This window comes from Kribbella sp. NPDC004536 (genome assembly GCF_042873835.1).
Classification (GTDB): Bacteria; Actinomycetota; Actinomycetes; order Propionibacteriales; family Kribbellaceae; genus Kribbella.
The window spans coordinates 1265261-1288241 of the sequence record NZ_JBIALY010000002.1 but is presented as its reverse complement, the minus strand read 5'-3'; the positions used below and the strand labels follow the sequence as shown (position 1 = coordinate 1288241).

Below are 22981 nucleotides of genomic sequence, written 5' to 3'. Positions count from 1 at the left end.
TGCAGTGATCGAGCCGGTTTCCCCGCAGTACGGCGGCGGCGCGCTCGCCGACGTCCTGCCGTCGGTGGCCGGCGCGCTGTCGGTGCCGGGGGAGTCCAACCTCCTCGGCCTGCCCGACGCCTCGCGGTACGCGGTGCTGCTCTTCGACGGCCTCGGCTGGAACCTCCTCAAGCGGTACGCCGAAGCCGCGCCGTACTTGTCGTCGCTGGCGGCGCGTTCGCTGACCGCGGGCGTTCCGTCGACGACTGCCGTCAGCCTGACCAGCCTCGGTACGGGCCTGCCGCCCGGCGCGCACGGGATCGTCGGGTACACGTCGATCGTCCCGGAGACGGGTGCGTTGCTGAACGCGTTGCAGTGGGACGCACCGGTGGATCCGCGGCGCTGGCAGCCGCACGGGACCGTGTTCGACCGGGTCGCGGCCGCCGGGGTCGCGACGCGCAACGTGAGCAAGGTCCGGTTCGAGAAGTCGGGGCTGACGGCCGCGGCGTTCCGGGGGACTGCTCATCGGGGCGCGGACACTGTCGAGGACCGCCTGGACGCGACCCGGTTCGCGAGCCGTGAAGGGCAGTCGTCACTGGTGTACGTGTACGACTCGCAGCTCGACTACATCGGCCACCAGCAGGGGTGCGACTCGTGGCAGTGGCAGAAGGAGCTGACCGCGGCCGACACGTTCGCCCAGCAGGTGCGGTCAGCCTTGCCACGCGACGCCGTACTGCTCGTCACCGCGGACCACGGCATGATCGATGTGGCGCCTGAGCACCGCGTCGACCTCGACGCCGAGCCGGCGCTGACGGACGGCGTCAGCCTGATCGGCGGCGAGTCACGGTTCCGTCATCTCTACTGCGTACCCGGCGCAGAGGCCGACGTACTGGCCGCGTACCAGCATCGGCTGGGCGACCAGGCACTGGTGTTGTCACGGGCCGAGGCCGTCGACCGCGGGTGGTTCGGCGCAACGGTCGAGGACCGGGTCTCGCCTCGCCTCGGTGATGTCATCGTCGCGACGCTCGGGCCGGTCGCGCTCGTCGCCAGCCGTCGGTATCCGCAAGAGGCAGGGCTGATCGGACTGCACGGATCGCTGACAGCGGACGAGATGGAGATCCCGCTGCTCGTCGACGCCGGGTACTAGAAACTCCAGACGTTCCACCAGAACGTGGTGGTCGCGGTCTTCGCCTCGCCGTCGCGTGCGGTGACGGTCACCTTGTAGCGGCCGGCGCCGGGAGTCAGTACGCCGGTGATCCAGCCGCGCGTCTTCTCGATCGAGAGCCCGGGCGGCAGGCCGACGGCGGTGTAGCTGATGTCGCCGGTGCCGCCCGTACCCTTCATCAGCAACGGGATCGCGGGGATGCCGCCGACGCCGATCTGGTCCGTCGGCTGGGTGACCGAGATGGCGCCCTGCGGTTGCGCGGCCGCGGCGCCGACGGCCTCCGCCGCGTCGACCAGACCCTCGCCGTAGAACGAGTTGTCGGCCGCGGACCCGGTGCACTCACCCGCGCCGGAAGCCGGACAGGCGAGATCGTTGGCCTGCTGCGCGAGCTTCGCGCGGACCTGGGCCGGGGTGAGCTTCGGGTCGACGCTGCGGATCAGCGCGGCGACACCGGCGACGTGCGGCGACGCCATCGACGTACCGTCGAGGAGTTTGTAGCCGCCGCCCGGGACGGTCGAGTAGACGGCCTGGCCGGGCGCGGCGAGGTTGATCTTGTTGTCTCCGTAGTTGGAGAACGGGGACTTCAGGCTGTTCGGGTCGACCGACGCGACGACCACCACGTTCGGCAACTCGGTCGGCAGGCTGATGCAATCGTTCGTGATCGGGCGGTCAGCCGCGGTCGAGTCGTCGGGGCTCGTGTTGTCGTCGGTCTTGTTCGCCAGGTCGTAGTCCTCGTTGCCCGCGGCGGCAACGTTCACGACGCCCTTGGAGTCCGAGTACGCGACGGCCCGCCGTACCGCTTCGGCGATCGCGTCCTGGTCCTTGTCGCTCGGGCAGTTGAACAGCCACGGATCGACGTAGTAGCTGTTGTTCGTCACCGAGACGCCCTTGTCGGCGGCGAACATGAACGCGCAGACCGTGTTCTCCGGGAAGAACAACTGGCTGCCCGGCTCGGCGATCCGGATCGACGACACCTTCACACCGGGCGCGACGCCGATCATGCCGACGCCGTTCTTCGCGGCGGCGATGGTGCCGGCGACGTGCGTACCGTGTTCGCCGACAGGTCGCCACGCACCGGGGCGCGGGTCGACCTTCCCGTACGCACAGGAGGCCGACTTGGTCGCGTCGAAGTTCGCCTTCAGGTCCGGGTGCTGGTCGTCGACGCCGGTGTCGAGGACACCGACCGTGATGTTCTTCGAGCCTGGGTTCTTCACCCAGGCCCGGTCCGCCCCGATCTGCGTCATGTCGGTGCGGTCGCCCTCGGGCTGGGCCGTCGCGACCTCCGGTACGGCGGCCGGGATGCCCGGGTTCGCCGCGTCCGCCGGGAGGTCCGACGTACGGGTCGCACCGGCTTTCTGTACGCCGTCCACGCCGCGCATCTTGTCCGCGAAGTCGGTCGCCGTCGAGTGCGCGACGATCACCCCGATCGCGTCGTACGTCGCGTACACCGTGCCGCCGTTCTGCGAGACCGCGCCGGTGACCTTGCCGGTCTGGCCCGGATCGGTGATCACGAAGTACGCGCGCAGCCCGGCCTCGATCCGCTCCGGCACGGCCGTCGCCCTGAGTGGGGCCGGAAGTACGGCGGAGGCGGCCAGCAGGCAGACCGCGAGGACGAGGAGCAGGGGTTTGCGCACGTTCCATTCAAACTGAACGGAGGCTCCGGAACCAAGCCACCCCTCCGACACACCCCGGAGTGCGCGACGAGCCGTTGACTTGGCAGGATGATCGCCCGTGGCTGAGCTCCTGTACTTCACCGGCACCATGGACTGCGGCAAGTCGACCCTCGCGCTGCAGATGGATCACAACCACAAGGCCCGCGGCCGGCTCGGGCGGATCTTCACCAGCCACGACCGGGCCGGCGAGTCCGTGCTCTCGTCCCGGCTCGGGCTGTCCGCGGAAGCCGTCGAGGTGCGGGAGGAGTTCGACTTCTGGGACTACGTCGTCGGCGAGCTGACCCACGGCGGGCGGATCGACTACGTGGTCTGCGACGAGGCACAGTTCTACAGCCCGCTGCAGATCGAGCAGCTCGCGCGGCTGGTCGACGAGCTGCAGATCGACGTGTTCTGCTTCGGCATCCTGACGGACTTCCGGACCATGTTGTTCCCGGGGTCGGCGCGGCTGGTCGAGCTCGCGGACCGGATGGAACTGCTCCAGGTCGAGGCGTTGTGCTGGTGCGGTGAACGCGCCACGCACAACGCCCGTACGATCGGTGGGGAGATGGTGACCGAGGGCGAGCAGCTGGTGGTGGGGGACATGGTGACGCGCGACCTCGAGCCGGCGTACGAGGTGCTCTGCCGCCGGCACTACCGGCGCCGTCTCACCCAGGCGCGCGCCCGCGCCACCCTGTCACCCGAGGTCCTGCCGTTCGGAGGAGCCGCTTCATGAACCCGTTGATCACCGTCGCCGAGCTGCGTGCGCTGGAGCCCGCGCCGGTCCTTGCCGACGTCACGTGGAACCTGGCCGGTCCTCCCGGCAAGGAAGCGTACGACGCCGGCCACATCCCCGGCGCGTACTTCGTCGACCTCGACACCGAACTGGCCGCACCACCCGGCCCCGGCCGCCACCCGTTGCCCGACGCAACCACCGTCACCGCGACCTTCTACCGCCTCGGCATCACCTCCGCCGACACCCCCGTCGTCGTCTACGACGCCAACAACGCCATGTCCGCCGCCCGGGCCTGGTGGACCTTCCGCTACTTCGGCCTCACCAACGTAAGAGTCCTGGACGGCGGCCTAGCCGCCTGGCAATCCGCCGGGGGAGACCTGACAGCCGAGGCCCCGACGGGTGAGCGCGGAACGGCCGGCGCAGCGGCGGGAGGAGAGCTGACAGCGGAGGCGCGGACGGGTGAGCGCGGAGCAGCCGGCGCAGCGGCGGGGGGAGAGCTGACAGCGGAGGCGCGGACGGGTGAGCGCGGAGCAGCCGGCGCAGCCGCCGGGGCAGAACTGACAGCCGAGGCGCCGACGGCTCGCGCGCAGGCAGTTGGCGTACCTGCGGCCGTCTCCGGTGCTGCTACCGAACCCTCGCCAGTTGCGCACACGGGCCTGCCCTCCAACTCCGCCGGTGGGGACGGGAGCACGGGCGAAGTTGTCGGTGGTCTCATCGCGACTCCTGGACATATTCCTGTGCTGGATGCGGATGGGGCTGCTGCGGTGGCGGCGAAGGGGATCCTGCTGGATGCGCGGGCTCCGGAGCGGTTCGCGGGGGAGGTGGAGCCGATGGATCCGGTCGCCGGGCACATCCCGGGCGCGGTGAACGCCCCCACCGGCGCAAACGTCACCGAGAGCGGCCACTTCCGCCCACCCGCCGAACTCCGCGAGAGGTTCACCGCCCTCGGCATCACCGACGACACCGAGGTAGCCGTCTACTGCGGCTCCGGCGTCACAGCCGCCCACGAAGCCCTCGCCCTGGAGTCGGCCGGCATCCCCGCCACCGTCTACATCGGCAGCTGGTCCGAATGGATCACCGACCCCACCCGCCCAGTCGCCACCGGCCCCAACTAACCCCACCCGCCGGCTCGGACCAACCACAGCCCCGGCACCCATCCGCCCGGTGGCCACCCGCACCGACCAATCCCAAGCCCGCGACGCGGGCACCCACCACGCGGCGGGTACCCCGCCCTGCAGCCGCGACTGGCCACCCCCCGGCCACACGCACCCGGCGGCCACCGGAGCCGACTAAGCGCCGATCCCACCACAGGCTCCTGCACCACCACACGCCCCCCGCGAGCTGGCGGTCGCGCTGCCGCGCTTGTCGCGTCGGTGCTGGGTCCGATGCGTGCCGCCTCCGTGGTTGCCGTGGGTGGTGGGCTTGCGGTGGTGGGTTGTTTCTCGGGTGGCGGGTTGTAACCCGGCAGCCGGCAAACATCCCGACAGCGGTGGGGAGTAGACCACGCTTGACTTCGCGATGGTGCTGCGGGATCGTGAGGGGAGAAATCGATTTCCCATCACCCGCCCCGACGTTGGGAGTCAGTACGCGATGATGAAGCGATCCACGTTCCTGAAGGCCGCGGTTGGTGCCGGTGCGCTGGCCGCACTGCCGAGCCGCGCGCTGGGCAACACCCAAGCCGTACTGACCAGCAAAGTCGCCGACCTGACCGGACCAGGGCTGACGGACCGGTTTCGGATGGCGGCGACCGACCTCGGGATTCCGGCGCGGACGCCGGACGGGCGGTTGCTGTTCATGTTCGGCGACACGTTCGAGGAGGCCCGCGTCGGTGGCGGCTGGTGGCGTTCGCCGGTTGCGTTGTGGTCCACCACCTCCGACCTCACCACTGGCGTGAAGTGGTCCGGTGCGGTCGGGGGAGCTGCGGCGCAGCAGCTGTGGGACTACCCGCACGACAACCCGACGTTCTCGACCGTACTGCCGTCCGACGTGATCACGATCGGCGGCTCGATGTACCTGCACGCGATGGTCAACAAAGGTCTCGGAAACGTCGTGTGGACAGAGATCTGGCGCTCCGACAACTCCGGCGCGAGCTGGTACCACACGGGCGCGAAGTTCGACCCGAACATCGACGGCGGGATGTTCCAGCTGCTCACCTGGGGCCTCGGGAACGACGGGTACGTGTACGTCTACTCGACCGGTTTCCAGCGGAACAAGCCGATCATCCTGAAGCGCGTCCGCCAGGAGCAGATCGCGAACCCAGGCGCGTACGAGCCGTGGGGCTACCGCGACGGCGTCTGGGCCTGGGGCAACCCGGCAACCCCGATCCTGAGCGGCAGCTTCGGCGAGATGAGCCTGCGGCCGCTCGGCGGGAAGTGGATTCTGACCTGGTTCGACGCCGGCGACTACCGGATCGACGGCATGATCATGGACACGCCGACGTCGAACCTCTACACGGCGTACCGGCAGACCCTGATCTACGGCGGCGCATGGGGCTCCGAGGACGACAACCACGTCGCACAGCTGTACGGCGGTTACGTCATCCCGGGGTCGACGCTGTCGGACCTGCACCTGTCGGTGAGCCATTGGAACACGAACGACGGCTGGCCGTACCGCGTGATGCAGTTCCGTGTTCGCGGATTCGGCTAGAACCTCAGAGTTCGAGAACCATCGTGTCGGACGTGCCCACCAAGCCGACCTTGCGGAAGCCAAGCGATTCGTAGAGCTTCCGCGCCGGGTTGTCCGGATCCACACTGAGCGACAGCCGCCCGTACGACGCCACGCGCGCCAGCGCGATCACCTCGGTCAACAAGCCCCGCGCCACCCCACGCCGCCGGAACCCGGCCGCCACGCCGAGGGTCAACTCGGGTACGTCGTCCGCGACGTACCCGTACCCCGGCTCGTCGGCGGTGAGCAGCCGCGCCCAGGTCGCACCGGCGGGGGAGCCGTCGATCTCGGCGACCACCCCGAAGTCGCGCTGCAGCGGCCACCCGTCGAGGTAGTGCCACGCGCGCCGGTCCGCCCGTACCTTGGCCTCGTCGTACCAGGGTGTCCCGTCCCAGTTGCACGCCTCGAGCAATATCTCGAGCAGGAACGGGAAGTCGGCGGCGGTCGCCGGTCGCAGATGCATGCACCCCATCCTCACGTCCGGCGACTGCAACCTCCAGTCCTTTACCGCTCCCCGGCGAGCCCGACCAGATTCCCCTCCGGATCGGTGAACTGCCCGACGACCAGCTTCCCCGGGACGCCGTCCGGCCCGAACACCCGCGTCCCACCCAGGTCCTCGGCCCGGGCGAGCGCCGCACCGACGTCGTCGACCCCCACGTAGAACATCACCTTCGGCCGCAGCGACGGACCGCCGCCGACGCCGCCGTTCACTCCCGCATTGCCGACGAACCCGTACTGCCCGGGCTCGGACACCTGCTCGGAGACGGTGTCGCCGAGGTCGTAGCTCCACCCGAAGAGGTCGCGGTAGTAGTCCTGCAGCCGGGCGGGATCGGTTCCGGTGATCTCGAAATGCACGACCTGGTTGGTCATGGCTGGCTCCTCTCGTCATCCGGTACGTCGGTACCCAGGCGCGCGGTTCGACGTTGCGAAAGCGTTATTGCAGCTGCCCCGGCTGAGGTCTTGAGTTAGTAACACGCTTGGTTTAACTTACTCGGGACCTGGCCGGTGTGTGGCTCAGAGCACATCGGCGGTATCCGGAAACCTGAGGAGTTCCGATGATCAGAGTGCGCAGGTGGGGCCGGTACGGAACCGCCCTGGGGGTTGCCGGGCTGATGCTCGCGGCCGGCTGTGCGAAGGGGACGGACCCGGCGTCGTCCGGCGGCGGTACCGGTGCGGTGGACGAGAAGGCGCCGGTCACGATCACGATCGGGGACCGCCCCACCCCGGACAAGCCGAACGACCTGAAGGCCTTCAACCAGAAGGTCAGCGACTTCATGGCGAAGTACCCGAACATCACGGTGAAGTCGACCGAGACCAGCTGGCAGGCGCAGACCTTCCAGGCGCAGGTCGCGGGCGGCACGCTGCCGACGGTGATGAGCATCAGCTTCACCGAGCCGGCCAACATGATCCCGAACAAGCAGCTCCCGGACATCACCGACGAACTGAAACTGGTCGACCTGACCAAGGACCTGAACCCGAACGTCCTGAAGATCGTCCAGGACGCGAACGGCCGGATCTACGGCGTGCCGGTAGATGTCTTCTCGGTCGGCCTCGCCTACAACCGGAACCTGTTCAAGCAGGCAGGCCTGGACCCGGACAAGCCCCCGACGACCTGGGACGAGGTTCGCCAGTACGCCAAGCAGATCGCGGAGAAGACCGGCAAGGCCGGGTACGCGCAGCTGACCACCAACAACACCGGTGGCTGGATGCTGACCACGATGACGTACAGCATGGGCGGCACGGTCGAGAGCCAGGACGGCAAGAAGTCCACGTTCAACGACGCGCCGACCAAGAAGGCGCTGCAACTGCTGAAGGACATGCGCTGGACCGACAATTCGATGGGCAGCCGCTTCCTGTACAACCAGGAGGAGGTCCGCCAGGACTTCGCGGCCGGCAAGATCGGCATGGTCCTGCAGGCGCCGGACGCGTACGACATGAGCGTCAAGCAGTTCGGGATGAAGCCCGCCGACTTCGGTGAGGGTGCGCTGCCGCAGGACGGCGGCCCGCACGGCACGCTGACCGGTGGTTCGCTGAAGATGATCAGCCCGAAGGCGACCAAGAACGAGATCGTCGCGGCGCTGAAGTGGATCAAGTTCGACCAGTTCGACAAGTACACGAACGAGGCCGCGGCGGTGGCGGACGCGAAGAACGCGATCGCCGACAAGGGCTTCGTCGGCCGGCCCGGGATCACCCCGTTGAGCGAGTCGACGTACGACCAGTACAACAAGTGGCGTGAGCCGTACGTGAACGTCCCGGTGAAGCAGTTCCAGGGCTACATCGACTCGACCACGTCGCTGAAGCTGCTGCCGGAGCCGTCGAACAAGGGCCAGGAGGTCTACTCGCTGCTCGACCCGGTGGTCCAGCAGGTGCTGACGAAGAAGGATGTGGACATCGACAAGCTGGTCAGCGATGCCGCCTCGAAGATCGACGCGCGTCTGGCCCGGTAGCCTCATGTCCCTGCTACGTGCACCTCAGTCCCGCCGGAGCATCATCACCTGGTACCGCTCCGGCGGACTGAGCAGCATCTTCTTCGTCCTGCCCCTGGTACTGATCTTCCTGTACTTCTCCTGGGGCCCGATCGTGCGCGGTCTGGTCCTGAGCTTCCAGAAGAACAACCTGGTACAGGCGCCGGAATGGGTCGGCTGGTCGAACTTCAGTTACGTACTGACCGATCCGCAACTCCCGCAGGCCGCTCTGAACACGCTGTACTTCGCCGCGCTGGCACTGGTCTTCGGCTTCCCGGTGCCGTTGTTCCTGGCCGTGTTCGTCAGCGAACTGCGCAAGGCCGGCTGGCTGTACAACGTGCTCTCGTACCTGCCGGCCGTCGTACCGCCGGTGGCCGCGATCCTGCTGTGGACGTTCTTCTACGACCCCAGCGGCGCGGGCGTGTTCAACTCGATCCTCGGCTGGTTCGGGATCGGCCCGTTCGCGTGGCTGAACTCACCGACGCTGGCGATGCCGGCGATCGTGCTCGAGGCGACCTGGGCCGGTGCGGGGGCGACGTCCATCATCTACCTGGCCGCGCTGACCGGCGTACGCACCGAGTTGTACGAGGCGGCCGAGCTGGACGGCGCCGGGATCTGGAGCCGGGTCTGGCACGTCACGCTGCCGCAGATCCGCGGAATCATCCTGATCATGATGCTGCTGCAGCTGATCGGCACGTTCCAGGTCTTCACCGAACCGTTCCTGTTCACCGGCGGCGGACCGAACAACGCGACCACGACCGTACTGCTGCTGATCTACCGGTACGCGTTCATCAACGGCGACTTCGGCGCCGCGACCGCGCTCAGTGTGCTGCTCGCGCTGGTGCTGTGTGTGCTGTCGGCCGCCTACCACTTCCTGACCAGGCGTTGGAGCGTCACATGAGTCACGAACGCGGCATCATCTCCACCGCGGACCGGAAAGTTTCGTTGGTCCGGTACGGCTTGCCCGCCATTCAGGTACTGCTGTTCATTGGTCTGGTGATCGCTGGTGTCGGCCCGCTGCTGTGGCTGCTCAAGTCCGGCGTCTCGACCAGCCAGGACATCCTCAGCGGTCCGATGCAGCTGTGGCCGTCGGGGATCCAGCTGAAGAACATCCCGGACGCGTGGAACCGGGTGCAGATCGGCGCGTACCTCGGCAACACCGCGTTCATCGCGATCGGCTCGATGATCTCGACGCTGTTCGTTTGTACGACGGGCGCGTTCGTGCTGAGCATCCTGCGGCCGAAGTGGGGCCCGTTCGTCACCGGCGCCGTCCTCGCGACGCTCTTCCTGCCCGGCGTCATCTCACTGGTACCGCTCTACATGACGGTGCTGAAGATGCCGCTGCTCGGGATCAGTCTGCAGAACACGTTCTGGGCGGTCTGGCTGCCGTCGGCGGCCGGCGCGTTCAACGTGCTGGTGATGAAGCGGTACTTCGACGCGATCCCGCGGGAGCTGATCGAGGCGGCCCGGATCGACGGGGCGAGCAACCTGCGGCTGTTCACCGCGCTGATCCTGCCACTGTCGAAGCCGATCGTGGGCGTCGTCGCGCTGCTGACCGTGATCGGTTCGTGGAAGGATTACCTCTGGCCGCTGCTGGTCCTGCCGGACCCACGCCTGCAGCCGATCTCGGTCGCCCTGCCGAGGGTGCAGAAGACCACGGAGATCTCGCTGCAGATGAGCGCCCTGTTCCTCGCGGTGCTGATCCCCGTGGTCCTGTTCCTGCTGTTCCAGAAGCAGTTCCTGCGTGGTGTCGGGATGTCGGGAGGAATCAAGGAGTGAACGAACTGAACGGCCGGCGGGTGCTGGTCACGGGGGCTGCCGGACGGATCGGGCTGGTTGCGGTCGAGCACCTGAGCGAGCTCGGTGCGAAGGTGACCGCCTTGTCGAACGTGGAGCATCCCGATCTGAAGGCGGACCGGGTGCTGATCGGCGACACCCGGTCCGAGGCCGACGTCGCGCGGGCGCTGCAGGGTGTCGAGTACGTCGTACACCTGGCAGCGCTCCCGCACCCGTCGGCCGGTTCGCCGTACGACGTGTACACGATCAACGTGGTGTCGACGTTCAACGTGCTCGCGCAGGCCGGTGCCCTGGGCATCGACCGGGCCGTGATCGCGAGCAGCATCAACGCGACCGGTGTGCCGTTCAACCCGCACGAGATCCGCCCGGCGTACTTCCCGTGGGACGAGAAGGCGCCGAGCGACGTCGGCGACTGGTACTCGCTGTCCAAGCAGAACGACGAGAACACCGCGCGGATGGCCTGGCGCCGGTGGGGGATCGACGTGGTCTCGTTCCGGTTCCCGCACGTGAATTCGGCCGAGGCCCTGCAACGGATGTCGGACCACGTCCGGGAGCACCCGGGCAGCGGTCTGCGCGAGGCGTGGACGTACCTCGACACCCGCGACTCGGCGTACGCCGTGGAGCTCGCGCTGACCGCGCCGCTGTCCGGGGCGCACACCTTCTTCGTCGCGGCCGGCACCAGCAGCGCGCCGTACGCGACCGAGGACCTGCTGGACCGGTTCGCTCCGGACGTGCCTCGCGCACGCCGGTTCGTGGGCCGGGAGGTACCGATCGATCTGACCGCAGTACGTACGGTGCTGGGCTTCCAGGCCCGGCACGAACTGGACCTACCCACCCTTCCTCTGGAGCTTTGACATGCCCTCGAACTTCGACCAGCCGTGGCCGGTGCGCGACGACCTCCGGATCCGTGCGGTCAAGGCGATCGTCACCGCGCCGCAAGGCATCCCGCTGGTGGTCGTGAAGATCGAAACCACCGAACCCGGGCTGTACGGCCTGGGCTGCGCGACGTTCACGCAGCGCTGGAAGGCGGTGCAGACGTTCGTCGACGAGCACCTCGCGCGGCTGCTCGTCGGCCGGTATCCCGGTGACATCGGCGACCTGACGCGGCTCGCGTCGTACTCGGGTTACTGGCGCGGCGGACCGGTCACGAACAACGCGATCTCCGGCATCGACCAGGCCCTGTGGGACATCGCCGGCAAGCGCGCCGGGATGCCGGTGTACGAGCTGCTCGGTGGCAAGGTACGCGCCGCCGCGGACACGTACATCCACGCCAGCGGGCAGACCATCGAGGACACGATCACGCATGCGCAGAAGCTGATCGGGCAGGGCTGGCGGCACATCCGCCTCCAGGTCTCGACGCCTGGCGGCGGCGGGTACGGCGCCCCGCAGCTGCCGACGCTCTACCCGGACGCGCCGTACCGCAACGGCTGGTCGGCGCGCGACTACCTGCGCACGACGCCGGAGCTGTTCGCCGAGGCGCGGCAGGCGCTGCCGGACAACATCGAACTGCTGCACGACGTGCACTCGCGGCTGACGCCGAAGGAGGCGGTCATCCTCGCGGGGTCGCTCGAGCCGTACGGCCTGTTCTTCCTGGAGGACGTACTCGCGCCGGAGAACTGGGACCGGCTCCCCGAGGTCCGCGCCGCGTCGCCGGTGCCGCTGGCCGTCGGTGAACTGACCACGTCGATGAACGACGCGATCCGGCTGATCCGCGACCACGGGGTCGACTTCATCCGGTCGCACGTGTCCGACCTCGGCGGCCTGACGCCGGCCCGCAAGCTCGCCGACCTGGCCGAGCTGTGCGGCGTGCGGACCGCCTGGCACGGTCCGGGCGACACCTCGCCGATCGGTGCCGCGGCGAACGTCGCGCTCGATGTCACATCGGTTGCCTTCGGCATCCAGGAGGGCCACATCTACGATGACGCGACGCACGAGGTGTTCCCCGGCACGCTGCGGATCGAGGACGGCTGGCTGCGGCCGAACGACACCCCGGGCTGGGGTATCGACCTCGACGAGGAGGCCGCGGCGCGGTATCCGGCGGCGCTGTCCGGTCACGACGAGTGGGCGGCCGGCGTACGGCGCATCGACGGAGCGCTCGAGGCACCGTAGATCGGCAGTACGATCACGGCCAGTACGGGACGACGATGGGGAGGTGGAGATGAGCGAATCGGTCGAAGGGCTGGTGCGGCGCGCCGGCGCGAACCAGTACGACCTGGGCTCGTTCAACGAGGCCGTGATCATCGAGACGATCCGGCTGGCCGGCATCATCAGCCGGACCGAGATCTCCCGCCGTACCGGCCTCACCCAGCAGTCGGTGTCGCGGATCCTGCGCATCCTGCTCCAGCAAGGACTGCTGGTGGAGGAGGCGCAGGAGCGGGCCGAGCGGCTCGGCAAACCGCGCACGCCGGTCCGGCTGCGGTCGAACGCCGCACACGCGGTCGGGATCCACGTCGACCCGGAGCTGCTGACGGTCGCGGTCGTCGACCTGGACGGGAAGATCGTCCGGCGCGAGACCGTCGACCTCGCGGAGGACCTCGAGGCCGGGAAGCTCGTCGACCTGACCGCGGCGACGGTGACCGCGGCGCTGAGCATCAGCCAGGTGGACCTGGAGTCGATGCTCGGCGTCGGTGTCGCCGTACCGGGTCCGATCGACGCCGACGGGTCGATGCTCGCGCTGCCGTTGCAGCCGGCTTGGCGCGGGCTGAAGATCCGGCAGTTGCTGCAAGAACGGCTGAACCATCCGGTGCTGGTGGAAAAGGACGGTACGGCAGCCGCGATCGGCGAGCGCTGGATCGGGCGGTCGGCGCGGGCTCGGGACTTCGCGTACCTGTATCTCGGTACCGGCGTCGGCAGCGGGCTGTTCCTGAACGGGTCGATCTATCGCGGCGGGACGTCGAACGCGGGCGAGTTCGGGCAGATCGCGGCGTTGCGTGCGGGGGAGTGGGACACTGACAACGGTCCGCGGATGCTGCCCGAATGCAACCCGACCGCGTCGCTGCCGGTGATCGCGGCCGAGTTCGGGTATGTCGAGAACGATCCTCATGCGACCGACGAAGCTTCGCGGTACAAGGCCGTCTGCCACGCGGCGGCCGCCGGGAACGAGGCCGCGGTGCAGGCCGTACGGCAGGTGGCGCGGGTGATCGGGCAGGGCGCGGTCGGGCTCGTGGACCTGCTCGACCTCGATCTGGTGGTGCTCGGCGGGCCGGCGTTCGGGAAGGAGATCTCGGAGATCTTCCTGGGCGAGATCGGGCGCGCGGTGAACGGGCATCCGGTCGCCCGCGAGGCGCGGCCGGTTGCGGTCGAGGAGTCGATGTTGCAGAAGGACGCGGCCGCGGTCGGGGCGGCGTCGACGATCTTCCACGACGCGTTCACCCCACGGGTGTCGGGCTCGAGCCAGGCTCGTAGGCTGCCCAAGTGATTGAGCCCCGCCTGCTTACTCCTGAGGTCGAACTCCGGATCGCGACTCTCGACGATGCTCCTGCGTTGGCCGACGCGCAGATCCTGAGCCGCGAACACCTCCGCCGCTGGGAACCGGTGCGTACGGAGAAGTGGTTCACGACAGCCGGCCAGGTCGAACGGATGAACTACCAGCTCGAGCGCTACAAGAACGGCCACGTGGTGCCGTGGGTGCTCGCGTCGGGTTCCCGGATCGTCGGGGCGATCACCTTGAGCGACCTGGTCCCCGGCCCGTTCCGCAGCGCCAGCCTCGGCTACTGGGTCTCGGTCGACTCGATCGGCCAAGGCCTGGCAACTCGCGCGGTTGAAGCGGTCGCCGAGATCGCCGACACACAACTGAAGCTGCACCGCATCGAGGCGAGCACCCTCACCGGTAACGTCGCCAGCCAACGCGTCCTCGAACGCACAGGCTTCCAGCAGATCGGCATGGCCCCGACCTACCTCCACATAGACGGCCACTGGCAAGACTGCAACCTCTACCAACGCATCCTGAACAACCGCGAGCCCGGCGCCTAACCCCACAAAGCCCTGCGCTCGCGCAGCGCGGAGGGGTGGTTCGCCAGGCCACCGCAATGGGGGCTGCGGGGCAGCGCCACGCTTGGCTCGTGGCTGAGCGTGGTGTTGTGGTGGCCTGGCGGGCCGTTAGTTCGGGGGTAGACCGACTCCTCGGGAGACGTCTACGTCGTCGTAGCGGCCCTCGAGGACGTCCAGGAATTTGATCGGGCGTTGGAGGGTCGACGCGATGTAGACGGCGCGGACTGTTGCCAGGGCGTCGATGGCGTCCTGGACCGTGATCGCGGGGGCGGTGCCGTCGGCGATCGCTCCGAGGATGTCGGCGTACTGGGCTTTGTGGCCGCCGGGGTCGCCCACGTCGACGGGCTGATCGTCCTTCACACCGTCGAGGTTCAGACGGGAGAGGCGATCGTCCTCGATCTCGGCGCCGCCCTCGGTGCCGTGGACGGAGACACGGGTACGGCCGCCCGGGTACGCCGCAGTCGTCGCGTGCAACGTACCGACGGCGCCGTTCTCGAAGGTGAGCGTCGCGACGACCGTGTCCTCGACCTCGATCGCGTGATGCGCCGCCCGCAGCGCCTGCGCCTGGATCGTCACCGGGCGACCCATGAACCACAGCATCAGGTCGACCGTGTGTACGCCCTGGTTCATCAGCGCGCCACCACCGTCCTGCTCCCACGTACCACGCCAACCCGCGGATGCGTAGTACTCGTCGCTGCGCCACCACGCCACCGAAGCGACCGACGACGTGAGCTGCCCGAACCGCCCGGCGTCGATCGCCTGCTTGACCACGGCGCTCCCGGCGTCGAACCGGTGCTGACTGATCACCGAAGCGACCACGCCGTGGTTGCCTGCCCGGTCTGCCGCTGCGCCGAGCCGGCGTGCCCGGATGAGGTCGACGTCGAGCGGCTTCTCGATCACCACGTGCAACTTCGCGTCCAGTGCCTGCTCGGCCAGCGCCGCGTGCGTACCGCTCGGCGTGCAGATCGCGACGAGCGACACGTCCGACCCACTCAGCGCCGCGGTCAGGTCCTCGAACACCTTCGGTTCCGGCTGGCCGAGTTCGACCAACTGGTCCCGGAGTGCCTCCCGGGCCGCGGCGTCACCGTCCACCAGGGTGGTCACGATCGCATCCGGCCGTTCCGCGACGGTCTTGGCGTGGGTACGTCCGATGATCCCGCACCCGACGATCGCGACCTGTTGTTGTGTGTCAGCCATCTCGCTCCTACTTCGGCGTGAAGTTAGCGGTCAGTACCTGGTCCGTTGTCACGGTGAAGGTGTACGACGGCGTTGTCGACACCACGGTCCCGTTGACGGTCCAGTTTTGGAAAACGCTATCCGATCCTGGCGCTGCCGTCACGGTGACCTGCGCGCCGACTTCGTACGTTCCGGGCTCCGACTCGTTGCCGGCGATCGCGACCGTGCCGCTCCCGTTCGCCTGCACCGCGACGCTGCGTTGCACCACGTTGATCACCATCACGTTGTGCAACGTCGCCGCTCCACTCAGCGTCGCGCCGTTGTAGCGAGCGAGGTTCGTCGCCTCGACGTCACCCTTCACGACCTGCACGGTGTGACCGTCGCTTCCCAGGTTGTCCGTGCCGAGGTTGAACGCGGACACCTGCCCGTCATTCACGACCAGCCCGTCGTGGAAGCCGTACGCGAACACGTTCAGCAACGTCAACCCACGCGCTCCGTCGACCGTGACGATCTTCGCGGTCTTGCGCATGTACTTGTCGATGACGAGTTCGAAGATGTTGCCCTCGTTCATCCAGTACGGCTGCTGGTACCCGACCCGCGTCACCGCGTTCCCGTTCGACAGCACCCCTTCGACCCGGCCGTTGCGCCCGGCCCCGATCGAGATCGCGTGGTCGAAGAACGCGCCGGCGACCTTCCGGACGACGACGTCGTCGCCGCTCAGGTCGATCCCGTTCCACGCGTTCGGGAAGCCGGCGTTGATCACGTAGTTCCCACCGGCGTGACCGCGGATCGCGTACGGGTACGCCACGACGCCGTTCGCCGGGTTGTTGTCGGGGTAGAACACCCGCAGCCCACGCACTCCGGCGCGGTTCTGGAGCGTGATGAGCGCGGTGTCGGTGTTCCGCTCGAACGCCTGCAGCACGGTCCCGCCGCTCGCGCCGCCCTGGTCCCGGTTCGGTACGGCGGAGGCGCCACGCAGCTCGACCTTCGCAGGTACTTCCAAACTAGTACTAATTCGGAAGTATCCCGCGGGCAGGTAGACGATCCCGCCGCCTTCCCGCCCCGCTCGGTCGAGCACCTTCTGCACTGCCCGCGTCGCGTCCGCACTCGGCAGGTACCCGACCCCGTGCGGCGCGTCCACGACGTACAGCTTCTGCACTGGCTTGGGCAGCGGTTTCTGCGTGTACGTGGGCGCCGTGCCGGACATGTGGTGGATGATCCCGGTCTGCGCGCCGACGACCTCGGTGCCGGTGATCTTCACGTACCCGTGCGAGTCATTGGCGATCCCGCCGTCGACATGACCGCCCGCGAGCGTCATGCCCCAGCGGTCGTCCATCACGTCGACCTTGATGCCGACCCCGGTACGCCGTACGTCCGGCTCCAGGAAGCTGCCGGTGAACTGTGCACGCTGACCGGCGACGACATGGATTCCGACCGCGTAGTCCGACACGGCGACCCGGTAGAACTGGTCCCACTCGAGGTCACCCAACACGAGGCCAGTGCCGTGCGCGCGGGTCCACGCGTCGAGCGCGGCGCGGGCCGGCGGGTGGTACGCGGCCGGCGCCGCGGACCAGTACGAGTTGCTGAAGGCAACGTTCTCCCAGGTGCCGACGTCGGCACCGTTGTAGGCACGAGCACCTTCGAACAGCGCCGTACCGGTCACGTTGCGGATCGTCGTCGACTCGTGCACCTGCCCCGAGCTCGGTGCGTTGCCGTGGTCGTTCGGCATCGTGCTGACGCCGATCCCGCGGTACGAGTTCAGCATCGTGACGTCGGAAACCGTCGACATCATGTAGTTCTCGTTCCCGATCCAGGCGCCGCCAGGGATCTCGAACGTGTAGTTGTACGGCACCGGGTTCGCCGCGTTCTGGTTCGGGTAGTACGTCGTGACGCCGAGGACGCCGGCGCTGCCGCCGATCCGGAACAGGCTCGGCCCGTCGTCACCGGAGGTCAGGTCGGCGATGATCACCGTGCCGGTGCCGAGCTTGGGTCCGTGATCGCCGCGCAGCGTGCAGAACGCATGCACCTCGATGGTGTCGGTCACCTTGTACTGCCCGGCCGGCAGCCAGACCGTACCGCCGCCCGCGTCCTGGCAGGCGTAGATCGCCTGCTGGATCGCCTTCGTCGAATCACGCTTGCCGGTCCGGTCGGCGCCGTACTGCGTCGCGTCGAAGTCCGCGATCACGCCGTCCTCGGTCGGGTTGATGGTCTGGACGAGCTTCGGCTGCGGTACGACGACCGGGCTGACTCGCAGCTGCACCTCCTTCACGGTGAACGCCTGAGCGCCGGTCATCGCGACGCGGACGTAGCGCGCACTGACCGTCGCGAACCGGGTCCGGCTGGTCTGGTTGCCACCCGGCGAGCCGATCCGGCCGGCGTCGGTGAACTTCTGGCCGTCGTTCGACACCTGCACGGTGTAGTCGGGGGAGTACTCGGCACCCCACTCGACCCGTACGTCGTTCACCGGCCGCGGCTTGCCGAGATCGATCTGCAGCCAGGCGTTCGCACCACCGGACCAAGCCGTCGAGTCGTCGCCGTCGTTGACGTTCGCTGCTCCGGTCCCGCCGCTAGCCGACGCCGTACCTTCATCAGCGAAGTTCGTGTCGAGAACCGACGCGTCGAACGTGTCCAGCTTCGCCTGCAGCGTCGTCAGGGCCTGCTTGACCTGTACGTCCGTGACGCCCGGAGTGGACGCGACCGCCTGAGCGTTGTCGATCGCGTCCTGCAACGTGGCACGGCTGCCGGCTGGGTACTGCCCGTCCCGGGTCCCTTCGCGTGCTGCCTTCTCGGTCCGGGTGGCCTGAGCGATCAGGTCGACGAGACCTTCGGTGACGTCGAGCGTGGACGCGACCTTGGCGACGCGGACTGCGGCGACCTTGAGGTCGACGGACCCGTCGCCGTTGTGAATCCGGAAGTCGCCGCCGTTCGAGCGGTTTGTCATGACCGCGTCGGGCAGCGCGAACGTGTAGGTCTTCCAGGTCTTCGTGTCGCCGTACCGGACCACCTCGGAGTTCTTGAACTTCTCCGGGATGGTGTCGCCGGGGGAGTCGTAGTGCAGCCCGAACTGCCCGTTGCCCTCGTCGAAGTAGTCGATGCTGACCAGCACCAGGCTGCGGTTGTCGTACAGGTAGGTGTCGGCGACGTTCAGGTAGAAGAAGTTCGTGCCGGGCGACGGCGCCGTCCGGTCGGTCTGCCAGTACGGACGGCCGTCCTGGACGCCGGTGATCAGGTGTGAGGCATCGTCCCCGGCGCGCGGGCTGATCCCGTTCTGCACCGGCGTGGCGCCGAGCTGTACGGACGCGCCCGCCGTACTGATCCGGAGGCCGGCGATCGTCACATCGCTGCTGCCGAACACGCGGACGTCGGCGTCTCCCAGCCGGTTGGTGAAGCTGATGCCGGTGAGCGCGAAGACGCCGGTCTTCCACTGGCCGGTGTTCGTGAGCTGTACGTCGGTCGCGTCCTGCTGCGGGTCGGCCTTCGCGTCGTACTGCAGTTCGAGCGTCCCGGAGCCGCTGTCGAGATAGGTCACCGTGACCAGGACGTCGTCGGTGCCGATCTCGTCGACGTAGTCGTGGTCGACGTCGAACTCGAGGTAGCCGGTGCCGGCCGCCTGGTTCGTCTGCCAGTAGGTGCGGCCCTGTTCGGTCCCGGTCCGCAGTCCGGCCGGGTCGTCCCCGGCCGCTGGTTTGATGCCGAGCGTGGTCGGGGTCGGCCCGAGATCGGTACCGACCCCACTCGGGTACATGGTGGCCGCATGCGCCGCGGGCACGGCGAGCAGCCCGGTGAGAAGTACGGCGGGCAGGACCCGCGCGAGCAAGCGTCTGGACATGCTGGAACCTCCAGGTGGCGGGCTGGAAGGACAGGCGAGAGCAGCTGCGCGGATAAGTTAAACCAAGCGTGTTACTAATTCAAGACCGGGTGCTCGACCCGTGAATCTTCCTTGACCGGAGACTTCGCCAGCCACAAGCCGGTGAACACAGCGGTGGCCAACGTGACGCCGCCGGCGACCAGGAACGCGCTGTTGAGGCCGGTCTCGAACGAGGCACCGCCGGACTGCCGGGTGCGGACGATGGCGCCGAGCAGCGCGACGCCGAGCACCGCCCCGATCTGCCGGGTCGTGCTGCTGATGCCCGATGCCAGGCCACCTTCCTGCGGGCTGACGGCTTGGATGGCGGCTCCAGTCAGTGGGGACAGGGTCAGGGCGAAGCCGACGCCGACGAGTCCCAGGCGCCACCACACGTTCCCGTAGCCGGTGTGGGCGTGGACCATGCCGAGCGCCAGCAAACCCGGACCGGCCAAGGCCAGGCCGACAGTTACCACGATCCGGAAGCCGTACCGGGCGGCGAGCCGGCCCGCGTACGGGCTGACGATCACCATGGCGAGAGATGTCGGCAGGGTCTGCAACCCAGCACGCAGGATCGAGCTGCCCTGGACGTACACGAAGAACTGGGAGAAGAAGAACGACGAACCCATCAGCGCGAACCCGACCACGACCATGGCCGTGTTGGACACGCTGAACAGTCGCTCGCGGAACAGCCGCAGTGGCAGCACCGGAGCCGACCGGCGCGCTTCGGCGGCGACGAAGGCCGTGAGCAGGAAGACGGCGGCGGCGAAGCTGCCGAGGATCAGCGGCGACGTCCAGCCGCGGGCGCCACCCTCGATCAGTCCGTACGTCAGCGCCCCGACCCCCAGGACCGACAGTACGGTCCCTGGGATGTCGATCGCGGGAGCGCTCGGATTCCGCGTCTCGTCGAGGCTGCGGAGGCCGACGAGGAGGAGGATCACGCCGATGGGCAGATTGACCAGGAAGATCGCGGACCAGCCGAACGCTTCGGCGAGCACGCCGCCGGCGACAGGACCCGCGGCCAGGCCGATTCCGCTGAATCCGGCCCAAAGACCGATCGCCTTGATTCGTTCCCGTGGCACTGGATAGGCGGCAGCGAGCAGGGCCAGCGACGCAGGACTCAGAGCTGCCGCGCCGATGCCTTGCAGTACCCGGCCGGCGACCAGCCAGCCGACCGATGGTGCGAGGCTGCAGATCAGGGACGCTGCGGTGAAGACGGCAACGCCGGTCAGATAGACCCGCTTGCGGCCGAACCGGTCGGCCAGGACGCCGCCGGTCAGCAGCAGCATGGCGACCAGCAGTACGTACGCGTCGACGATCCATTGCAGACCTGTCAGCTGCGTGTGCAGCCGGCGCTGCATATCAGGCAGCGCCGCTCCGACGATCGTGTTGTCGAGCAGCACCATGAACTGGCCGAGGCAGGTCACGGCGAGTAGTACGGCCCGGTTCGGCCGACCCATAGGGGATTCCTCTCAGTCGTCTCTAAAGCAGTCAATGACTGCGTTAACGACTGTAGGCAGGGCCGCTCGCAAACGCAAGTCGTAACTGCGTTAAGGTGGATGCATGAGTGAGCCACAACGTGCCCGGCGGCCCGGCGGACGCAGCGCCCGGGTCGGCGCGGAGGTACACCAGGCCGTCACCGACCTGATCAGCGAGCGCGGGTACGGGAACTTCACCGTCGGCGACGTCGCCGCCCGCGCGGGCGTGGCCGACAGCAGCATCTACCGTCGCTGGGGAAGCCTGGAGACCCTGCTCGCCGACGTGGCGCTCACTCGCCTCAACGTGCAGTCACCGATGCCCGACACCGGGAGCCTCGCCGGCGACCTGCGCACGTACGCGGCTCAGGTCGCCCGCGAGATCACCGGGCCCGACGGGCTGGCGTTGTTGCGCCTGGCAATCGCCTTGTCGAGTACTGGTGAGCAGGGATTGCTGGCGCGCGACGACGTCCTCGCCGAACGCGGTCGGCAACTGCAGTCCATGCTCGATCGCGCGGTTGAACGTGGCGAGCGCGCACCCGACGCGCTCGAGGTGCTGGATCACGTCATGGCTCCGATGTACATCCGGGTCCTGTTCGGCTTGGGCTCGCTGACCCCGGACTACATCGACGGGCTGGTCGACAGATTGCTCGACGCCTAACTGGATCTCTTGCCCAGGAACCATGCGGGCAAGGCGGCGATCACCGTGAATCCGATCGCCCAGGCGAAGCTGTGTGCATAGGCGAGCTGAATGCTGTGGCCGGTCAGTTGGCTCTGGAGAATGACGGCCAACGTCGCGGCTCCGAAGGCGCCGCCGAGTTGCTGCATGATGCGGGTAGTGCTGCTCGCGTGCGGAATCTGCGCCGGTTCGAGCTCGCGGAACGCGCCGACCATCACCGCCAGGCTCACCGCACTCAGTCCGGCGCCGCGGATCACCAGCGCGACGGCGAGCAGCCGGTACGAGGCGTCGCTGAACGCGAACGGGATCGTGCCGATCGTGGTGAACACGATGCCGACCAGTACGACCGGGCGTGCGCCGTACCGGTCCGTCAGGCCGCCGGCGGTGCGCGCGATCAGGCTGCCGACACCTTGCGGTACGAGCAGTAGGCCGGCCGCGGCGACGGTCTCGCCGCGCGCCTGCTGGTAGAACAGCGGGAGGAGCAACATCGCGCCGTACAGGCCGAACCCGGTGAGGAACAGGAGTGCGGCCGACGCGGTGAACGATCTGGTGCGGAACAGCGCGAGGTCGATGAGCGGCTCGGCGGTGCGGCGCAGTACGAACGCCACCAGCAGGATCACGCCGGCGGCAATCGGGACCAGTACTGCCGCGTGGCCGAAGCCGCGGTCGCCCACTTGGCTGAGGCCGTAGATGATCGCCGCGAGCGCGGGGGAGACCAGCAGCAGCCCGGTGACGTCGAGCGCGGCGGCAGTCGGCGCGGGGTCGGGCTCGAGAGTTCGCACGGCCAGCACGATCGCGGCGAGGCAGATCGGGAGGTTGACGTAGAAGATCCAGCGCCAGTCGAGGTGGCCGACGAGGACGCCGCCGAGTACGGGTCCGAGGATCGGGCCGACCAGCGCGGGCAAGGTGACGACGGCCATCAGCCGGCCGATCCGGTCGCGGCCGGCCGCACGCAGCAGGATCGTCTGCAGGATCGGCAACATCAGCCCGCCGCCGGCACCCTGGATCACCCGGAACGCGATCAGCGAGCCGATGTTCCAGGCGATGCCGCAGAGCATCGAGCCGGCCAGGAACAGTGCGAGCGCGATGATCCACATCCGCTTGGCGCCGAACCGGTTCGCCGACCAGCCGGTGATCGGGACGGCCATCGCGAGCGCCAGGAGGTACGCCGTACTGACCCACTGGACCGTGGTGACCGAGGCGTGCAGCCGGACGCCGAGGGTGTGGATCGCGACCGTGACGATCGTGCTGTCGAGAAGTGGTGCGAGCGCGCCGAGCACGAGGACGGCGGCGAGTTTCAGGACCGACCGGTCGAGGCGATCCGTCTGGGTAGTCATCGATGAGTCTCCTTAGAGACGTAGC

The 22981-nt window shown here is 68.3% G+C and carries 19 protein-coding genes; 12 read left to right on the top strand and 7 right to left on the bottom strand.

Going from position 1 to position 22981, the window contains the following annotated elements; translation table 11 throughout:
- The first annotated feature begins 4 nt into the window (after positions 1-4).
- Positions 5-1126: an alkaline phosphatase family protein gene (locus tag ACFYRU_RS20965; protein WP_387661384.1), complete on the top strand. Its 1122-nt coding sequence runs from the start codon at positions 5-7 to the stop codon at positions 1124-1126.
- Here the strand turns inward: ACFYRU_RS20965 and ACFYRU_RS20960 are convergent.
- A complete protein-coding gene (locus ACFYRU_RS20960) occupies positions 1123-2778 on the bottom strand; it encodes a S8 family serine peptidase (RefSeq protein WP_387661381.1) in 1656 nt (551 codons plus the stop codon). The genes ACFYRU_RS20965 and ACFYRU_RS20960 overlap by 4 nt on opposite strands.
- Positions 2779-2875: 97 nt before the next feature.
- Here ACFYRU_RS20960 and ACFYRU_RS20955 point away from each other — a divergent pair, with 97 nt between their 5' ends.
- From ACFYRU_RS20955 to ACFYRU_RS20945, 3 genes are all read left to right on the top strand, one after another.
- The gene (locus ACFYRU_RS20955; protein WP_387661378.1) at positions 2876-3529 is read left to right on the top strand and encodes a thymidine kinase; all 654 of its coding nucleotides are present in this window, start codon (positions 2876-2878) and stop codon (positions 3527-3529) included.
- Entirely contained in the window at positions 3526-4644 is a 1119-nt protein-coding gene (locus ACFYRU_RS20950; RefSeq protein ID WP_387661375.1) for a sulfurtransferase, read from the top strand. Before ACFYRU_RS20955 ends, ACFYRU_RS20950 begins: the two co-directional genes overlap by 4 nt.
- Positions 4645-5119: 475 nt before the next feature.
- On the top strand, positions 5120-6175 hold the full coding sequence (locus tag ACFYRU_RS20945; RefSeq protein ID WP_387661372.1) for a DUF4185 domain-containing protein: 1056 nt from the start codon (positions 5120-5122) through the stop codon (positions 6173-6175).
- 4 nt (positions 6176-6179) lie between these two features.
- Here ACFYRU_RS20945 and ACFYRU_RS20940 read toward each other — a convergent pair whose 3' ends face one another.
- Positions 6180-6656 (bottom strand): GNAT family N-acetyltransferase, encoded by a 477-nt coding sequence (locus tag ACFYRU_RS20940; RefSeq protein ID WP_387661370.1) that lies wholly within the window; start codon positions 6654-6656, stop codon positions 6180-6182.
- A 41-nt stretch (positions 6657-6697) separates the two neighbouring features.
- Positions 6698-7063 carry a VOC family protein gene (locus ACFYRU_RS20935; RefSeq protein WP_387661367.1) on the bottom strand — a complete coding sequence of 122 codons (366 nt, stop codon included), beginning with the start codon at positions 7061-7063 and terminating at the stop codon, positions 6698-6700.
- Between the two features lie 185 nt (positions 7064-7248).
- Here ACFYRU_RS20935 and ACFYRU_RS20930 point away from each other — a divergent pair, with 185 nt between their 5' ends.
- From ACFYRU_RS20930 to ACFYRU_RS20900, 7 genes are read left to right on the top strand one after another with little or no spacing between them, the layout of a single operon-like run.
- Complete coding sequence (locus ACFYRU_RS20930) at positions 7249-8640, top strand: ABC transporter substrate-binding protein (RefSeq protein WP_387661365.1); 1392 nt, start codon at positions 7249-7251, stop codon at positions 8638-8640.
- Positions 8641-8644: 4 nt separating this feature from the next.
- On the top strand, positions 8645-9559 hold the full coding sequence (locus ACFYRU_RS20925) for a carbohydrate ABC transporter permease (protein ID WP_387661363.1): 915 nt from the start codon (positions 8645-8647) through the stop codon (positions 9557-9559).
- Positions 9556-10437, top strand: a complete 882-nt coding sequence (locus tag ACFYRU_RS20920) for a carbohydrate ABC transporter permease (protein ID WP_387661361.1) — start codon at positions 9556-9558, stop codon at positions 10435-10437. The genes ACFYRU_RS20925 and ACFYRU_RS20920 overlap by 4 nt, the downstream gene beginning before the upstream one ends.
- Positions 10434-11309, top strand: a complete 876-nt coding sequence (locus tag ACFYRU_RS20915; RefSeq protein ID WP_387661359.1) for an NAD-dependent epimerase/dehydratase family protein — start codon at positions 10434-10436, stop codon at positions 11307-11309. Before ACFYRU_RS20920 ends, ACFYRU_RS20915 begins: the two co-directional genes overlap by 4 nt.
- A gap of 1 nt (position 11310) precedes the next feature.
- Positions 11311-12564: an enolase C-terminal domain-like protein gene (locus ACFYRU_RS20910; RefSeq protein ID WP_387661356.1), complete on the top strand. Its 1254-nt coding sequence runs from the start codon at positions 11311-11313 to the stop codon at positions 12562-12564.
- 49 nt (positions 12565-12613) lie between these two features.
- Positions 12614-13873 carry an ROK family transcriptional regulator gene (locus ACFYRU_RS20905; RefSeq protein WP_387661353.1) on the top strand — a complete coding sequence of 420 codons (1260 nt, stop codon included), beginning with the start codon at positions 12614-12616 and terminating at the stop codon, positions 13871-13873.
- Positions 13870-14427, top strand: a complete 558-nt coding sequence (locus tag ACFYRU_RS20900; RefSeq protein WP_387661350.1) for a GNAT family N-acetyltransferase — start codon at positions 13870-13872, stop codon at positions 14425-14427. Before ACFYRU_RS20905 ends, ACFYRU_RS20900 begins: the two co-directional genes overlap by 4 nt.
- 126 nt (positions 14428-14553) lie before the next feature.
- On the opposite strand, the gene ACFYRU_RS20895 is transcribed toward ACFYRU_RS20900, so the two are convergent.
- From ACFYRU_RS20895 to ACFYRU_RS20885, 3 genes are all read right to left on the bottom strand, one after another.
- On the bottom strand, positions 14554-15642 hold the full coding sequence (locus ACFYRU_RS20895; protein WP_387661346.1) for a Gfo/Idh/MocA family protein: 1089 nt from the start codon (positions 15640-15642) through the stop codon (positions 14554-14556).
- A 7-nt stretch (positions 15643-15649) separates the two neighbouring features.
- On the bottom strand, positions 15650-19450 hold the full coding sequence (locus ACFYRU_RS20890; protein WP_387661343.1) for a discoidin domain-containing protein: 3801 nt from the start codon (positions 19448-19450) through the stop codon (positions 15650-15652).
- A 74-nt stretch (positions 19451-19524) separates the two neighbouring features.
- Complete coding sequence (locus ACFYRU_RS20885; protein WP_387661340.1) at positions 19525-20925, bottom strand: MFS transporter; 1401 nt, start codon at positions 20923-20925, stop codon at positions 19525-19527.
- A gap of 103 nt (positions 20926-21028) precedes the next feature.
- On the opposite strand from ACFYRU_RS20885, the gene ACFYRU_RS20880 reads away from it, so the two are divergent.
- Positions 21029-21601, top strand: a complete 573-nt coding sequence (locus tag ACFYRU_RS20880; RefSeq protein ID WP_387661337.1) for a TetR/AcrR family transcriptional regulator — start codon at positions 21029-21031, stop codon at positions 21599-21601.
- Here the strand turns inward: ACFYRU_RS20880 and ACFYRU_RS20875 are convergent.
- Positions 21598-22956, bottom strand: coding sequence for an MDR family MFS transporter (locus ACFYRU_RS20875; RefSeq protein WP_387661334.1), 1359 nt, complete (start codon positions 22954-22956; stop codon positions 21598-21600). The two genes, ACFYRU_RS20880 and ACFYRU_RS20875, sit on opposite strands and share 4 nt — an antisense overlap.
- Positions 22957-22981: the final 25 nt, after the last annotated feature.

Excerpts from the sequence above, each read along its gene's own strand:
- ACFYRU_RS20895 (WP_387661346.1), bottom strand. The coding sequence starts at position 15,642 with ATGGCTGACACACAACAACAGGTCGCGATCGTCGGGTGCGGGATCATC.
- ACFYRU_RS20890 (WP_387661343.1), bottom strand. The coding sequence starts at position 19,450 with ATGTCCAGACGCTTGCTCGCGCGGGTCCTGCCCGCCGTACTTCTCACC.
- ACFYRU_RS20880 (WP_387661337.1), top strand. The coding sequence starts at position 21,029 with ATGAGTGAGCCACAACGTGCCCGGCGGCCCGGCGGACGCAGCGCCCGG.
- ACFYRU_RS20950 (WP_387661375.1), top strand. The coding sequence starts at position 3,526 with ATGAACCCGTTGATCACCGTCGCCGAGCTGCGTGCGCTGGAGCCCGCG.
- ACFYRU_RS20920 (WP_387661361.1), top strand. The coding sequence starts at position 9,556 with ATGAGTCACGAACGCGGCATCATCTCCACCGCGGACCGGAAAGTTTCG.
- ACFYRU_RS20885 (WP_387661340.1), bottom strand. The coding sequence starts at position 20,925 with ATGGGTCGGCCGAACCGGGCCGTACTACTCGCCGTGACCTGCCTCGGC.
- ACFYRU_RS20940 (WP_387661370.1), bottom strand. The coding sequence starts at position 6,656 with ATGCATCTGCGACCGGCGACCGCCGCCGACTTCCCGTTCCTGCTCGAG.
- ACFYRU_RS20875 (WP_387661334.1), bottom strand. The coding sequence starts at position 22,956 with ATGACTACCCAGACGGATCGCCTCGACCGGTCGGTCCTGAAACTCGCC.
- ACFYRU_RS20935 (WP_387661367.1), bottom strand. The coding sequence starts at position 7,063 with ATGACCAACCAGGTCGTGCATTTCGAGATCACCGGAACCGATCCCGCC.
- ACFYRU_RS20930 (WP_387661365.1), top strand. The coding sequence starts at position 7,249 with ATGATCAGAGTGCGCAGGTGGGGCCGGTACGGAACCGCCCTGGGGGTT.
- ACFYRU_RS20925 (WP_387661363.1), top strand. The coding sequence starts at position 8,645 with ATGTCCCTGCTACGTGCACCTCAGTCCCGCCGGAGCATCATCACCTGG.
- ACFYRU_RS20910 (WP_387661356.1), top strand. The coding sequence starts at position 11,311 with ATGCCCTCGAACTTCGACCAGCCGTGGCCGGTGCGCGACGACCTCCGG.
- ACFYRU_RS20905 (WP_387661353.1), top strand. The coding sequence starts at position 12,614 with ATGAGCGAATCGGTCGAAGGGCTGGTGCGGCGCGCCGGCGCGAACCAG.
- ACFYRU_RS20945 (WP_387661372.1), top strand. The coding sequence starts at position 5,120 with ATGATGAAGCGATCCACGTTCCTGAAGGCCGCGGTTGGTGCCGGTGCG.